Origin of the sequence: Paenibacillus lactis, assembly GCF_017873605.1 — a bacterium.
GTDB lineage: Bacteria > Bacillota > Bacilli > Paenibacillales > Paenibacillaceae > Paenibacillus_AQ > Paenibacillus_AQ lactis.
Map to the genome: position 1 here is coordinate 1 of NZ_JAGGKI010000026.1, position 13951 is coordinate 13951.

A 13951-nucleotide genomic window follows, 5' to 3' on the forward strand; every position below is an offset into this window, starting at 1 on the left:
CACGCGTTCCCATACCGAACACGACCGTTAAGCCTTCCAGCGCCGATGGTACTTGGACCGAAGGGTCCCGGGAGAGTAGGACGCCGCCAAGCGAAAAACCACTGTCGATGTAATCGATGGTGGTTTTTATTTTTGTTACCGAACCTATTCCTGTATCCTGGCCAGCGTGTTAGTGATAACAGTACATTAGACTGCGTGCGGTTGTTCAGCCCCTTCCAGCTGTCAACGCCCTTAAAGCTGTTATATAACATGACGATTACTTTGACATAAACAGATGAAGATTTTGTTACCGTTACACTACAGAAAATCAGTATAATAGAATTAGTCATTCGTGGGTAGTTCATTACCGATTTATGCAGGCCATAGGTAGTAAGGCCTGATTGGGGAGGTTCTCCATTAACCAAGCAACCTTGAATACTCAACTGGAGACGGTTATTGTGGAGGAAAGGAGGACAATCATGTTGCGTAGAAAAGGCCTGCATGTTGCAGAAATCATATGCGCGGGTACGATTTTATTAATCGGATCGGGTTGCGGGGCATCCGCAGAACCAAGCTGGAAGTCCTTTGACGGTGCGGCCAATGTAAAGTCGTTCCCCGTCCCGAAAGAAGCCAATAAAACGGAACAAACAACGGGCAATAGCGACTTGGACTATGTACGCTATGCTCTTCCTGGTTTGAAAGAAGACGAAAATATTCCGGAGCCCTATTTGAAAGAAATCGAGTCCTGGGGCTGGACGCAGAAGGAAGTGGAGGAAAACGGCTCTTCCTTGGTTTTTGAAAAAGGAAAGAACATCGTCCATCTTACGGTTCATGACGGTTATTTGATCATTACGGTTCCCACTCAAATGAAGAAACAAGTGATTCAAGGCTTGGAAGGTAATAAAACGAATAAATAAAGACCTCATTCGGCTTCGGAATGAGGTCTTTATTTATGTATGCGCGATTTCTTAAATGCTTAGGGCTGAGAGCAGCTCTTATTTTTCTCGTAGAAGGCCTATTCAGACAATCACAGAATGGACGAGCGGATCCGATCCCTTCATGATATACGGGCCCGTTCATTGCCTGTAGTAGGCGATGTCCTGATCGTTCAGCTTGATCATGCCATCCTTCGGCAGGGAAGCGAACCGCATTAGAATGGTGAATCGGGGCAGAAGAAGCCACACATGCCAAAAAACAAGCGAGGCCGTAAACGGAATCGGCAACCACAGGGCCATGATGACACATAAGGAAAGTCCGACGAATCCCGTGTATATATGCACTTTGCTAAATATACGGCGGCTGATGTGCTGTTCCGGCGTGTATCCCAGCCAAGGAAGCTTAACCCGGAAACGCCATCGTTTTCGGTAATCAGGGCCGAGCAGCAGGAGCGTGGTATGCCCGATGACATACTGAATCCATAGGATGACAGGGAAGGCGATCAAGAAATACAACAGGATGTACGGGGACAACGTCCATATCCCGGCTGCTGCAGCGATTAAGGGCAGAATCAAGTAAGGGATGAGCAGTGGTTTGGATACTTGGATTTTTTTAATAAGCCGGTATTGATAAAAGGTGGCTTGACCGTGTGGTTCTGCCATGGCGCGATGCCGTCCCCCTTTTCATAGATCAACATTCGATAGATCGGCCGAAAATCGGCGTTTATGATATTTATCGGACAAATTCATATTTTTATTAAGCGAAAAAAATGCGGTACAGACACCGGGCATTCGTGGGACACATATCATAAAGCGTATAAAGATATCCTATGAAAAGGTTTAAAATAATAGAAACTGTGTCATACTAATAGTAAAAGGATCAAGGTGGGATGGCAATGGAAGAGCTGACCGAACGCGTCTGTATTATATGCAACCAGTCGAAGACGGAAGGCATTACGATTTTATCGCAATTCGTTTGCGAGGAATGCGAATCGGAAATCGTGCATACCAGTGCGGAGGATGCCAAATATCATTTTTTTATCCGGCAGTTAAAGCAGATTGCGATGCCTAAGAATGCATAGAAGGAACGCGTATAGGGCCTTAGCGATAGGCCTTTTTTTGTTGGGCAAGGGAATAAGGGAATAAGGGAATGTGGGCATTAACCGTAGGCGAAGGTTTCAATATACGTTAAAATAGGTTAGAGAATGGAATCTGAAGGGATATGTCGATGACTACACATAAAGATCGTGCTCCGCTCATGGAGGCATTAACACAATATCGGCTTCGTGGAGCCTCATCGTTTCATGTGCCCGGTCATAAGAACGGCAGAGCCTATGGTTTGGACTCGAAATATGCTGAGAAGCTGCAGGCAGCGATGCAGATCGATGTGACGGAAATTACCGGGACAGACGATTTATTTCACCCGAATGGGGTGATTCGGGAAGCGCAGGAGCTGGCGGCAGACTGCTTTGGTGCGGAGGAGAGTTATTTTCTTGTCGGAGGCAGCACGAGCGGAAATGTTGCGCTTATTCTGACGGTATGCGAGGAGCCCGGCGATATCATTCTGGTGCAGCGGAACGTACATAAATCGGTGCTCCATGGTCTGATGCTGGCCGGAGCGCGGGCGGTTTTTCTTCAGCCGGGAATGGACGAGCCTAGCGGGCTTGCCGTCGCCCCTTCGCCAGAAACGCTGAGGAAGGCGCTGGCGGCCTATCCCGGGGCTAAGGCAGCCTTGATCACGATGCCGAATTACTACGGGATGGGAAGCGATATTACGCCGCTAGCGGACTTATGCCATGATCATGGGATTCCGCTGCTGGTGGACGAAGCGCATGGCGCTCACTATGGGCAGCATCCGCAGCTGCCAGCCAGTGCGCTCTCCTGTGGGGCGGACGGCGTAGTTCAATCCACGCACAAAATGCTGGCTGCCATGACGATGGGGGCGATGCTGCATGTGCAGGGTGAGCGGATTAACCGGCGTCTATTACGCCAGCGGCTGGCAATGGTACAGAGCTCCAGCCCTTCTTACCCCATCATGGCATCGCTTGACCTGGCGCGGCGCCTGCTGCATACGCAGGGCGCAGGCGTATTCACGGCGGGGCTCGCCGCCGTGAAGGCCTTCCGGCGGGGCCTCGCGAAGCTGCCGCGCTTCGGGCTGCTGCAGCCGCCGCAGCCCGGGAGCCCCGCCGCCGGCACGGCCGCGGCCGGCGGACAAGCGCCGCCGCAGGCTGAAGCGGCGGCCTATACCCGCCAGGACCCGTTCAAGGCGGTCATTTATGACCGCACCGGGGCCCTGAGCGGCTACGCACTGCAGCGCGCGCTGGAGGAGCGCGGCTGTGTGCCGGAGATGAGCGACGAGCAGCGCGTCGTCTTGCTGTTCACGCTCGGCTCGACGCTCGAAGATAGCAATCACGTCTTATGGGCACTTGTGCATATTGTAGAGCAAGAGGAGACGTCCTCGAAGAAACCGCACATAGCCGGGGAAGCCCCAAAAGGGAAGCCGGCGCAGTCCAAGGAAGAGCTGATTCGGATGCTGAAGGGGCGGGGAGATTTCATGAAGCATTATGAGCCGGGCGCCCGGACCGATGCCGCCCTCGGCACGAGTGACAACCTGTTGTTACAAGAAGTATGCTCCCAATCCAATGTTTCCACGTGGAACAATTGGGACATGGAAGCTCCGTATTCCCATCCGATCCGCTTCTCGTTGAAGCCTATGGATGAGGGGCGTATCGAGCCGATGCCAGTAGAGCTTTGCGCAGGGAGGACGGCGGCCGAGATGGTGATTCCGTATCCCCCAGGGATTCCGATCCTCTATCCCGGTGAGGTCATCACAGAGGGGATGGCGCGGAGATTGGCCGAACTAAGAGATGCGGGAGCGAAATGCCAGGGCATCGCAGATTCATCCCTGGCTACAATCGTCGTATTTAGACGGGAGGGGGCGGCTCTCCCAGTAGATTGAGCCTCCGCCTCGCGAAAAGCAACCCATGTACCACTTAACATATTTTTTTATGAAAGCAGGATCATTATGAATAATCGCAGACCACTATTTATCACACTTGAAGGAGGGGATGGGTCCGGCAAAACAACGATGATGGGCAGGCTGGCCGCTTATATGCAGGGTCGCTCGATTCCCTATCTGATTACCAGGGAGCCCGGGGGGATCGAGATCGCGGAAAAGATCCGCTCCATTATTCTCGACCCGCAGCATACTTCCATGGATGCCCGGACGGAGGCACTGCTGTATGCGGCTGCCCGCCGACAGCATCTGGTGGAGAAGGTAGAACCGGCACTGAGGGAAGGAGTGACCGTACTGTGCGACCGGTTTGTCGACAGCAGCCTGGTTTACCAAGGGTATGCCCGCGGCCTCGGCATGGAGGAGGTATGGAGCATTAACCGATTTGCGGTTGAAGGCCGAATGCCTGACCTCACGCTGCTGTTCGATATCGAACCGGAGATCGGGATGTCCAGAATCGAGGCCAATGCCGAGCGGGAAAAGAACCGTCTTGACATGGAAAGCATGGCATTTCACGGCAAGGTTAGGGAAGGCTATATGCTTGTGGCGGAAAACAACAAGGAAAGAATCCGAATTGTAGATGCTTCCAAAACGCCGGATCAGGTGGAGCGCGAGATGATCAAATACGTAGAAGACGCGATATTAAAGGATTTTTGAGGTTGTTTGTCAAATAATAGTGTTAGGGCGAAAATGCCCAAAATTAATAAGGAGGGTTTACCATGAAATTGATTGTTGCGATTGTGCAGGATAAGGATAGCAACCGTCTTTCCGCCGCATTGGTCAAAGCCAATTTCCGGGCCACGAAGCTTGCGAGCACGGGCGGTTTCTTGAAGGCGGGGAATACCACCTTTATGATCGGGGTAGACGATTCACAGGTCGAAAGCGTGCTTAGCGTCATCCGCACAAGCTGCAAGGTTCGCGAGCAGCTGGTCACACCGGTAACCCCTATGAGTGGCACGACCGACTCGTATCTGCCGCTTCCGGTCGAGGTTCAGGTGGGCGGCGCTACCGTGTTTGTGCTTCCAGTAGAAAGATTCGAGCATTTCTAAGAATAGATCCACGACATTTTGCGGATTGCAAGTAACGGATGTTTTTATTGGGATATGGGAACGTCTCCGACAAAATGGAGAAGCACAGCCATGCTGCCAGTCTGAATTCCTTCTGTATCATAATAAAAATAGTTACCGTAAATCGCAGAATAATGGAATAGGGACGCCTGTTAGAGGCGGGTTCATTGTGATAGAAGCGGTCAGCGCCCCGATACCTGTTAAATCAAGTAAATGGCTTGACAAGTTGACCGATTCAAGGTACGTTCACGTCAGGTGCTGGCGCTGATCCTGCTTGAAATGAAGCAAGGCATGACGCAAGCGGGGCTGCAGGGGGCAGGTTGGTTCTTATGGCGAAGCATGGGAATGGCCGACCCGAAGCGTCTCATTTGCGATTAAAATGCATGCCGGGGCAAGCATGCATGAATAGAGTTTCCTACGGCGCCTCCGTTTGCAACGGGGGCTTCAAATCTAAAGGCGGTGTATTCGGATGAAGATCAATCCGGGCTTTCGGCCCTTGAATAGTGGAATTCCTGCCCCCGATAACAGCAGCAGACCGGTCCAGCAGCGATCGTTCTCGGATATGATGCAGCAGCAAGGGGAACGGGCTACGCATGAGGAGCTGAGCCGCCAAATGCGTGAGATTGCGCTCCAGGGTGACCGATTAGCCAAATCGATGACCGTTCGGGAGCTTAAAGCGTATAAATTGATGGTTCGGCGTTTCCTGGAGGAGACGGTCCGGCGCGGGGTGAAAATGAAGGAAACCCGAGGCTGGGACCGGCGGGGACGCGGCAAGCGATATAATGTGATCGATGAGATCGATTCGGCGCTGCTTGAGATGGCCGATGAACTACTGGATACCGAGCAGGGAAGGATCGATCTGCTGAATAAGGTCGGGGAAATCCGCGGTATGCTGATTAATCTCGTATTTTAACGGCTTAAGGAGCATTTGTCCGCATGGGATTGGGATGCCCCTGGGCCAACTTTTTAAGTTCGTAGGCTTGATGATCTTTTTGGTTCATAGGTTTAATGGTTATTTAGCATTATGGCATTATGGCTTTGTTATTAGATTTTATTTATGCAGCAGGTTCATAAGATGATAGAGAACGAAGTGAATGAAGCAGGAAAGAGAGGACTTATGTCTTTTAATCATATTATAGGCCAGGAGGCGGCCAAGCAGCTGCTGCAAAACGCTCTGCGCAAGCACGCGGTCAGCCATGCCTATCTGTTCAGCGGGCCGGCTGGCGCCGGACAGCTGCAGACGGCGCTTGTGTTTGCCAAGGCATTGTTTTGTACGGAGCTTGAGGATGATGCCTGCGGACAATGTCTGGAATGCCGGAAGGTCGAGCACGGCAACCACCCGGATTTGACGATGATTGAGCCGGATGGCGCCAGCATCAAGATCGATCAGATCCGCGAATTGCAGCGCATCTTCTCATACCGCTCCGAGAACCGCAATCCGAAGGTGTACATTATCGACCATGCGGAGAAAATGACGACCCAGGCTGCCAACAGCCTTCTCAAATTTCTGGAGGAGCCGCAATCGCCTGCGGTAGCCATCCTTATTGCGGAGAATGGACAAGCGCTGCTGCCGACCATTCAATCGAGGGTCCAGACGGTGCCGTTCCGCTCGCTTTCTCCGCAGATGATGGAGCAGGCGCTGGTAGGGGAAGGATATCCGGCAGCCCTCGTGCGCTGTGCCGTTCACCTGGCTTCAGGACTTGACGGATGCAGGAAAATATTGAATGAGAATTGGTTTGCAGAAATTAGAAACGTAGTGTTACAATTAGGGAAGGAGTCTTTGAACCGAACCGGCCCCGCGATGATTACCGCGAGCCAGAAAGTGTTCAAAACCGAACTCTCCGATCATCTGGACGTTCTGTTCAGTTTGTTTCATTTATGGTTTAAGGACATGATTCATGTTCTGTACGGAAGGAAAGAGTCTCTCGTTTTCATAGATCAGGCGGAGTATATCTCTGGTCATGCGTCAGCCCGCAGCACAGCACAGTGGGTGTCCTATATGGATTTGGCCGCAGAGTGTCAGAAGAAGTTACGCTATAATGTCAATGGACAGCTCTGTGTAGAGCAGCTATTGATGGGTTTGGGCGGTAACACTCCGGCGTGAGCACACCCCCAGGCCCGAAGGATGGCCAATATGTACAGGCACAAGGGGGTTTATTTTTGTACAGTGTAGTGGGTGTCCGCTTTAAGAAAGCGGGCAAAATATATTACTTCGATCCGCTGGATCTACCCGTAGAGAAGGAGCAATCCGTCATTGTGGAGACGGCCCGGGGGATTGAGTATGGTCAAGTTGTGATAGGAAAGAAGGAGGTAGGTGAAGCTGACGTTGTTCTTCCACTGAAGAAGGTCATTCGCATCGCCGGCGACTCGGATGCCCGTGTGGTTGAGGAGAACAAGCAGGCTGCGAAGGATGCATTCACCACCTGTTTAAATAAAATTCGGGACCACGGACTGAAAATGAAGCTGGTCGATGTAGAATTTACTTTCGACCGGAACAAAATCATTTTCTACTTCACGGCCGAAGGCCGCGTGGATTTCCGAGAGCTGGTGAAGGACCTGGCCAGCATCTTCCGGACCCGAATCGAGCTTCGTCAGATCGGAGTCCGGGACGAAGCCAAAATGCTGGGCGGCCTTGGACCTTGCGGTCGCGTACTGTGCTGTTCCTCATGGCTTGGTGATTTTGAGCCGGTATCCATTAAGATGGCGAAGGATCAGAGCTTATCGCTCAATCCGACCAAGATTTCCGGGCTATGCGGAAGATTGATGTGCTGCCTGAAATTTGAGCATGATAATTATGAAAGCGTGAAAGAGGAGCTTCCATCCGTTGGGAAGCTGGTCGTGACCTCGCTTGGAGAAGGCAAGGTTGTCGGTATCAATGCGGATAAGCGGACGGTGCATGTTCAGCTGTTTGAAATCGGGAAGGTCAAGGAACTGCCGATGGACGACGTGGTCATTAAATAGTCCAATAGAATGTTTATTTTCGGGGTGTAGACTTGGAGAAGAAAAACATTTTTGTGCTCATTCAAGAGTTGGAAACACAGATGGGACATATACACAGTGAACTGGGTGGACTCAAGCTGGTCATCAAGGAACTGCTGGAAGAGAACCATCGCCTCAGTCTTGAAAATGAACAGCTCCGGAAAATATTAAAAAGGGAAGTCAATCCGGCGGAATTGGAACACCCGGTAGCCTCGATGCCTCAGCCTCGTGCCGAGCAGGAGGATCAGGAGGAAGATGTGGTCGGGGAAGGATACGACAACCTGGCCCGTCTCTATCACGAAGGCTTTCACATCTGCAATGTGTACTATGGACATTTGCGTACGGAAGGGGATTGCCTGTTCTGCTTGTCATTTTTGAATAAATAAGAAGCCGTAGGGATATTGCCTACGGTTTTTTTCTAGCATTTGAAGGTTATACTGTAAGGGATCCTCAGGCTCCTTGCATTTGGTGAACACAGCGAAATAAAATTATGAGCACGAAGGGATCGGAGTCTCAATCCCGACACGTGCCCCTAACTATCAAGCCAAAGGGTTGAAACTATGAAATTGAAGGACGTACATTTACATCCATCCGAGCGGATTGATGATCTGCTGACGCATGAGCTCGGAATCATCCAAAGCGAGGAGGTGTTCAGCTTCTCTATGGATGCGGTGCTGCTCGCACGGTTTGCCAGCATCCCGCGGAGAGGGAAGATTCTTGATATGTGCACCGGGAATGGAGTGATTCCTATTCTCTTGTCCACACGGACAGGCGCACCGATCGAAGGGATCGAAATACAGCCGAGACTGGCCGATATGGCAAGACGAAGCGTCTATATGAATGATCTTGAGCACCAAATCACGATCCGGGAAGGCGACTTGAGAGAGCTATACAAGGAGACGGGATATGGCGCATACGACGTGATCACGGTGAATCCTCCATATATGCCGATGAACGGCAGCGACATCAAGCTGAATCCGCATCAAGCCATTGCCAGACATGAGATTCATTGTACGCTGGAGGAAGTGATTGCTTCCTGCTCCAGGCTGCTTCGTCAAGGCGGGAAAATGAGCATGGTGCACAAGCCGCTGCGACTGGCCGAGATTATAACGCTTATGAGTAAATACCGGATTGAGCCGAAGGTGATCCGTTTTGTTCACCCCCGTGCCCATCTGGAAGCCAATATGGTGCTGATCGAGGGCATACGGGACGGGAAGCCCGAGGTTCGCCTACGGCCGCCGCTCATCGTTTATGACGAGCAGGGGAAATACTGCGCCGAATTTATGGACATATATTATGGAACGAATGAGGATGATCAAGCATGAGGATATCATTGCAGCGAAGCTTTGAATCGCCAGGTGCAGGGAGCACCGGATCGTTATTTTTGGTTGCAACCCCGATCGGCAATTTGGAGGATATGACCTACCGGGCGGTACGCGTTCTTAAGGAATGCGATATCATTGCGGCGGAGGATACAAGACAGAGCAGGAAACTGCTTACGCATTTTGAAATTCCATCCAAGCCATTGTTTAGTTATCATGAGCATAATAAGGCGGCAAGCGGCCCTGAAATTATACGATATATAATAGAAGGAAAAAATGTAGCGCTCGTGAGCGATGCCGGTCTGCCGGCGATTTCCGACCCTGGCGCCGACCTCGTGGCACTGGCGATTGAAGCCGGAATATCGGTCATTCCCGTTCCCGGAGCAAATGCCGCGTTATCGGCGTTAATCGCATCGGGCCTGCCAACCGAACGGTTTACGTTTATCGGATTTTTGCCCAGGGAACGCAAAGACATTGTGGCACAGTTAAACGCGCTGCAATCGGCCCAGGGAACGCTGATCTTCTATGAATCTCCGCATCGCATCAAGAAGACCTTAGAGCTAATGAAGGAGGTTCTGGGGGATCGAAAGATTACGCTGGCCCGGGAGCTCACCAAGCGCTATGAGGAATTTGCCCGTGGAACCGTGGAAGCATGCCTATCTTGGCTTGAGGAGCATCCGCCTCTTGGCGAGTACTGCGTTGTGGTGGAGGGCAGAAACCCCGAGGATGAGCGGATGGAGCTGAATGCCTGGTGGCAGGAGCTTTCCTTAGAGGAGCATGTCGGCAGATATGAGCAGGAGGGATTGAGCCGTAAGGAGGCCATGAAGAAAACAGCGGCAGACCGCGGCGTATCGAAGCGGGATATCTATAATGCGCTGCTGGGGGATTAATTTTAGTAGCCTGCTGCGCAAGTGATTAAGAGGTGGTCCCCGCAGCCTGCCGAAGTCAACAACTGGTACGGGGCACATTTAATCTGAACTAGGCCGTCTCTGACGAACAATATCATTTCCTCATGATCGCGGTGAGGATTTACATAGCGTTATGCCGACCGCGGGAAATTGCGCATAAAAAAAGACCTTCCTGCGGCCGGGTTCATAGCCGAGGAAGGCACCAAGGAGATATGAAAAAGGTTAGAATTAACAAAATGTGATTGTGTACCTATTATATACTAATATCTTTAATTTGTCACAGGTGTAGGGATTTCCGAGATACATTCATGGCAAACGATTTTACCTTTGAAGTACGTAACGTTCTCAGCATTGCCGCAGAAGATGCACGCAGGCTCATACTTCTTCAGCATGATGCGTTCACCGTCCACATAAATTTCAAGAGCGTCCTTCTCGCCAATGCCGAGTGTACGGCGCAGTTCGATTGGAATAACGACCCGTCCAAGCTCATCGACTTTCCTTACAATTCCTGTTGATTTCATCATAACTTATTAATGCCCCTCTCGCCATAATTTAAAAAAGTCATAATTCGACATAGTTCTATTTTTTATGTTATTTATAGTACCAACGATTCCCAAAACAGTCAACCTATATTTTTGAGATTTCGGAACCTATTTACGAAAATATAGTGAAATAAACCGCTGTCCTACAACGAAGTTACCATTTTTGAACCAAAAAACGCTTCACTTTTCAATATGTCGATTTGGAAGCGCCAAATTACCTAATTCGACATTGTTCGACATTAGATGTCAAAAGAAGTGAAAATAGTCCAAGTCCTAAATTTATGACTTAAGGAGTGATTTATGATGCGCCTGCCAATCTCAGAGGAAAAAGTGTTTAAAGATCCGGTTCATAATTATATTCATGTACAGGATGATATTATCTGGCGGTTAATCGACACGCCGGAATTTCAGCGGCTGCGCCGGGTCAGGCAGCTGGGCACGTCCTATCTGACGTTTCATGGCGCAGAGCACAGCCGATTCTCCCATTCCTTGGGCGTCTATGAAATTACAAGAAGAATCATCTCGCAATTCGAGCGAAAAGGATACTCCGATTGGCCTGCGGAAGAGAGACAAGTGGCCCTATGTGCAGCGCTCTTGCATGATCTCGGGCACGGACCATTTTCCCATTCTATAGAAGAGGCGTTTCAGATGAACCACGAGGATTGGACATGCCGGATCTTGCTTGGCGATACGTGCGTGAACAAGGTGCTCCTGGAGCTGGGGGAGGACTTCCCGGAGCGGGTCGCTTCCGTCATCCGCAAGACGTATGACAAACCGATCGTGATGAATCTGGTGACGAGTCCGCTGGATGCGGACCGAATGGATTATTTGCTGCGCGATGCCTATTACACCGGCGTCAATTACGGGACGATCGACATCGACCGGATTCTGCGGATGCTGCGGCCGCACCGGGACCGGATCGTTGTGAAGGAATCGGGGATGCATGCCGTAGAGGATTATCTCATGTCCAGATATCAAATGTACTGGCAGGTGTATTTCCACCCGGTAACAAGAAGCTCGGAAATCATACTGCGCCAGATTTTCCGCCGGGCGAAGGAGCTCTATGAAGCAGGGTATGCGTTTCAGTTCATGATCGAACCGCTGCCGGCTCTGTTCGAAGGCCGCTTGACCGTTCAGCAGTATCTGCGGCTGGATGAGGCGCTCATTCAAACGGCGTTTCTGCAATGGACGGCCGAGCAAGACCAGCTCCTTAGCGAATTATGCGGCCGATTCATCCATCGGAAGCTCTATAAATATATAGAAATCGACACCGGCAATCCGGAGACAATCGACGCCATCCGCCAGGCGTTTCGGGAGGTGGGTCTTGATCCCGCATATGATGTGGAGATTGATTTTCCGACCGATCTTCCTTATGATAAGTTTCATTCGGGCATGCCGCTGAACGAGAAGCAAATTCTGCTGCTGGACCGGCATGACCAGCTTCGGGAAATTTCCGAGGTGTCCGATATCGTGCGCTCCATTAGCGGGATCCATAAGGGCCGGAATTATCTATATTACCCGGAGGAGAGGGTAGAGCCGCTGCTTGACCGGATGCCGGCCGAAGTTGCGGATTTATTTCGCAGGTAGGGATGAGTCTGTTAAATTCGATGGACCATGGGCTTGGATCATGGATGGACCTGGTTCAAGGCCGGACGCACGAGGCATTGATAATGGACAACCATAGAACGGAATGATAAAGATTGTGCTGGATAAGATACGATCAAGGATCGACAAGAAAGGAGTGGGAGAGAACATGCTGTTCGACACACACACCCATCTGGATGCTCCCCAATTCGACGAGGACCGGGACGAGACGATTGCCCGGGCGCTTGAAGCCGGTGTTAGCCGGATGATCAATATCGGATTTAATCGCGAAACGATTCCGACCACGATGAAATTGGCGGAGACGTATGATTTTATATATGCGGCGGTAGGCTGGCATCCCGTGGATGCGATCACGATGGAGGAGGGCGACCTGGAATGGATCGCTTCGCTCTGCAGTCATGAGAAAGTCGTTGCGATCGGAGAGATCGGCCTCGATTATCATTGGGATACGTCTCCGAAGGAGGTGCAGCACCGGGTGCTTCGCAGCCAAATCGGACTGGCCCGGGAGCTCCATATGCCGATTGTAATTCATAACCGTGATGCGCATGAGGATATCGTGAAGATTTTGAAGGAAGAGAAGGCTCATGAGGTTGGCGGCGTGATGCATTCGTTCTCGGGCAGCTGGGAAACGGCCAAGTTATGCCTGGATATGGGCTTTCATATTTCGTTCGGCGGGCCGATTACGTTCAAAAACGCCAAGCAGCCGAAGGAGGTTCTGGCCAAGGTTCCGCTCGATCGTCTGCTCATTGAAACGGACTCGCCTTACCTGACACCACACCCCTTCCGAGGGAAGCGAAATGAGTCCGCTTATGTGAAATTGGTGGCCGAGACGGCAGCCGAAATTCGAGGCATGTCCTTCGATGAACTGGTCCAAATTACCACTAAAAATGCCCTGGAACGATTTGGCATTTCGTGAAAACGGGAGCAAAAGCGATGAAATAGTGAGGAATTGCGATTAATTAAAGTTTTTTAACCTGAAAAGACGATTGTTTTACAATTTTTTAACCATTTACATCAAAAAATGTGCTTGATTGTTCCTTTACAACCTGCATGGAAACAGGATATCATCTTTTCAGTGATAAGAAGCTGCAAGTTTGCAAGCTGAAACTTCAGCGATCATATTTCATGAACCGTCTCGCTTAATCTCCGAAGTCTGGGGAACGGGGGAACCGATACTGCCGTGCATGGTAAACTGTCGTGCACGAGCCGTATATGATTTCTTTATCGGGTCTTTGGGGTGAATGTGAAGGTCCTCGCCATGAGCGGGCGACCGGATCTAGGGCGTCTCTCTTACGTCCGAACCCGACAGCTAACTCCGTAAGCGAAGTAAGAGGGGAATTCTCGTGCATACCATTTCCATGATTTCAATCATCAGGAAGCCACGTTAGAGCCTCTAGTACTCTTTCACGCTGGCTTCTTTTATTTTTGAATATTGGAGAAGGTGTCGTCATACTGTTGGTAAACAGGAGGTGATTCCTAGTGGTGAACGGGAAGACGGGGATTGACGCAGGGCGTTAGATAGATAGCAGCACGCCTTGCGAGAATAACTGCTATAGTCACGTCAAAGGCATTCATGCGTTACCTAAGACGGCGGGACTATG

At 50.8% G+C, this 13951-nt stretch carries 16 protein-coding genes, 1 rRNA gene and 1 riboswitch; of the genes, 15 read left to right on the top strand and 2 right to left on the bottom strand.

Annotated elements, in window-relative coordinates; translation table 11 throughout:
- A 5S ribosomal RNA gene (gene rrf / locus J2Z18_RS27510) occupies positions 1-92 on the top strand; the annotation flags it as partial.
- 366 nt (positions 93-458) lie between these two features.
- Complete coding sequence (locus tag J2Z18_RS27515; protein ID WP_007132848.1) at positions 459-896, top strand: hypothetical protein; 438 nt, start codon at positions 459-461, stop codon at positions 894-896.
- A gap of 159 nt (positions 897-1055) precedes the next feature.
- On the opposite strand, the gene J2Z18_RS27520 is transcribed toward J2Z18_RS27515, so the two are convergent.
- Complete coding sequence (locus tag J2Z18_RS27520) at positions 1056-1577, bottom strand: hypothetical protein (protein ID WP_007132849.1); 522 nt, start codon at positions 1575-1577, stop codon at positions 1056-1058.
- A 233-nt stretch (positions 1578-1810) separates the two neighbouring features.
- Here J2Z18_RS27520 and J2Z18_RS27525 point away from each other — a divergent pair, with 233 nt between their 5' ends.
- The 11 genes from J2Z18_RS27525 (at position 1811) to rsmI (ending at position 10185) form a co-directional block, all read left to right on the top strand.
- On the top strand, positions 1811-1996 hold the full coding sequence (locus J2Z18_RS27525; protein WP_007132850.1) for a sigma factor G inhibitor Gin: 186 nt from the start codon (positions 1811-1813) through the stop codon (positions 1994-1996).
- 146 nt (positions 1997-2142) lie between these two features.
- A complete protein-coding gene (locus J2Z18_RS27530; protein WP_007132851.1) occupies positions 2143-3873 on the top strand; it encodes an aminotransferase class I/II-fold pyridoxal phosphate-dependent enzyme in 1731 nt (576 codons plus the stop codon).
- Positions 3874-3939: 66 nt separating this feature from the next.
- Entirely contained in the window at positions 3940-4584 is a 645-nt protein-coding gene (gene tmk / locus J2Z18_RS27535) for a dTMP kinase (protein ID WP_028406031.1), read from the top strand.
- Positions 4585-4646: 62 nt separating this feature from the next.
- Positions 4647-4976 carry a cyclic di-AMP receptor DarA gene (gene darA, locus J2Z18_RS27540; RefSeq protein WP_006207400.1) on the top strand — a complete coding sequence of 110 codons (330 nt, stop codon included), beginning with the start codon at positions 4647-4649 and terminating at the stop codon, positions 4974-4976.
- Positions 4977-5249: 273 nt separating this feature from the next.
- Positions 5250-5372, top strand: coding sequence for a hypothetical protein (locus J2Z18_RS30855; protein ID WP_260985997.1), 123 nt, complete (start codon positions 5250-5252; stop codon positions 5370-5372).
- Positions 5373-5463: 91 nt separating this feature from the next.
- The gene (locus J2Z18_RS27545) at positions 5464-5907 is read left to right on the top strand and encodes a YaaR family protein (protein WP_007132853.1); all 444 of its coding nucleotides are present in this window, start codon (positions 5464-5466) and stop codon (positions 5905-5907) included.
- Positions 5908-6111: 204 nt separating this feature from the next.
- A complete protein-coding gene (gene holB / locus J2Z18_RS27550) occupies positions 6112-7098 on the top strand; it encodes a DNA polymerase III subunit delta' (protein WP_040740326.1) in 987 nt (328 codons plus the stop codon).
- A 56-nt stretch (positions 7099-7154) separates the two neighbouring features.
- Positions 7155-7955 (top strand): PSP1 domain-containing protein, encoded by an 801-nt coding sequence (locus J2Z18_RS27555; protein WP_007132855.1) that lies wholly within the window; start codon positions 7155-7157, stop codon positions 7953-7955.
- A 32-nt stretch (positions 7956-7987) separates the two neighbouring features.
- A complete protein-coding gene (gene yabA, locus J2Z18_RS27560; protein WP_040740328.1) occupies positions 7988-8359 on the top strand; it encodes a DNA replication initiation control protein YabA in 372 nt (123 codons plus the stop codon).
- Between the two features lie 174 nt (positions 8360-8533).
- Positions 8534-9298, top strand: coding sequence for a tRNA1(Val) (adenine(37)-N6)-methyltransferase (locus J2Z18_RS27565; RefSeq protein WP_007132857.1), 765 nt, complete (start codon positions 8534-8536; stop codon positions 9296-9298).
- Positions 9295-10185, top strand: coding sequence for a 16S rRNA (cytidine(1402)-2'-O)-methyltransferase (gene rsmI / locus J2Z18_RS27570; RefSeq protein WP_007132858.1), 891 nt, complete (start codon positions 9295-9297; stop codon positions 10183-10185). The genes J2Z18_RS27565 and rsmI overlap by 4 nt, the downstream gene beginning before the upstream one ends.
- Before the next feature lie 287 nt (positions 10186-10472).
- On the opposite strand, the gene J2Z18_RS27575 is transcribed toward rsmI, so the two are convergent.
- Complete coding sequence (locus J2Z18_RS27575; RefSeq protein WP_006207408.1) at positions 10473-10727, bottom strand: AbrB/MazE/SpoVT family DNA-binding domain-containing protein; 255 nt, start codon at positions 10725-10727, stop codon at positions 10473-10475.
- 321 nt (positions 10728-11048) lie between these two features.
- On the opposite strand from J2Z18_RS27575, the gene J2Z18_RS27580 reads away from it, so the two are divergent.
- Together J2Z18_RS27580 and J2Z18_RS27585 are read left to right on the top strand one after the other, a co-directional pair.
- Entirely contained in the window at positions 11049-12332 is a 1284-nt protein-coding gene (locus tag J2Z18_RS27580; RefSeq protein ID WP_040740330.1) for an HD domain-containing protein, read from the top strand.
- Between the two features lie 166 nt (positions 12333-12498).
- On the top strand, positions 12499-13266 hold the full coding sequence (locus tag J2Z18_RS27585) for a TatD family hydrolase (RefSeq protein ID WP_007132860.1): 768 nt from the start codon (positions 12499-12501) through the stop codon (positions 13264-13266).
- 210 nt (positions 13267-13476) lie between these two features.
- A riboswitch (cyclic di-AMP (ydaO/yuaA leader) is annotated at positions 13477-13690 on the top strand.
- Positions 13691-13951 lie beyond the last annotated feature (261 nt).

Coding starts and splice junctions, on each gene's coding strand:
- darA (WP_006207400.1), top strand. CDS start 4,647: ATGAAATTGATTGTTGCGATTGTGCAGGATAAGGATAGCAACCGTCTT.
- J2Z18_RS27515 (WP_007132848.1), top strand. CDS start 459: ATGTTGCGTAGAAAAGGCCTGCATGTTGCAGAAATCATATGCGCGGGT.
- J2Z18_RS27525 (WP_007132850.1), top strand. CDS start 1,811: ATGGAAGAGCTGACCGAACGCGTCTGTATTATATGCAACCAGTCGAAG.
- holB (WP_040740326.1), top strand. CDS start 6,112: ATGTCTTTTAATCATATTATAGGCCAGGAGGCGGCCAAGCAGCTGCTG.
- J2Z18_RS27565 (WP_007132857.1), top strand. CDS start 8,534: ATGAAATTGAAGGACGTACATTTACATCCATCCGAGCGGATTGATGAT.
- J2Z18_RS27575 (WP_006207408.1), bottom strand. CDS start 10,727: ATGATGAAATCAACAGGAATTGTAAGGAAAGTCGATGAGCTTGGACGG.
- rsmI (WP_007132858.1), top strand. CDS start 9,295: ATGAGGATATCATTGCAGCGAAGCTTTGAATCGCCAGGTGCAGGGAGC.
- J2Z18_RS27545 (WP_007132853.1), top strand. CDS start 5,464: ATGAAGATCAATCCGGGCTTTCGGCCCTTGAATAGTGGAATTCCTGCC.
- J2Z18_RS27580 (WP_040740330.1), top strand. CDS start 11,049: ATGCGCCTGCCAATCTCAGAGGAAAAAGTGTTTAAAGATCCGGTTCAT.
- J2Z18_RS27585 (WP_007132860.1), top strand. CDS start 12,499: ATGCTGTTCGACACACACACCCATCTGGATGCTCCCCAATTCGACGAG.
- J2Z18_RS27530 (WP_007132851.1), top strand. CDS start 2,143: ATGACTACACATAAAGATCGTGCTCCGCTCATGGAGGCATTAACACAA.
- tmk (WP_028406031.1), top strand. CDS start 3,940: ATGAATAATCGCAGACCACTATTTATCACACTTGAAGGAGGGGATGGG.
- J2Z18_RS27520 (WP_007132849.1), bottom strand. CDS start 1,577: ATGGCAGAACCACACGGTCAAGCCACCTTTTATCAATACCGGCTTATT.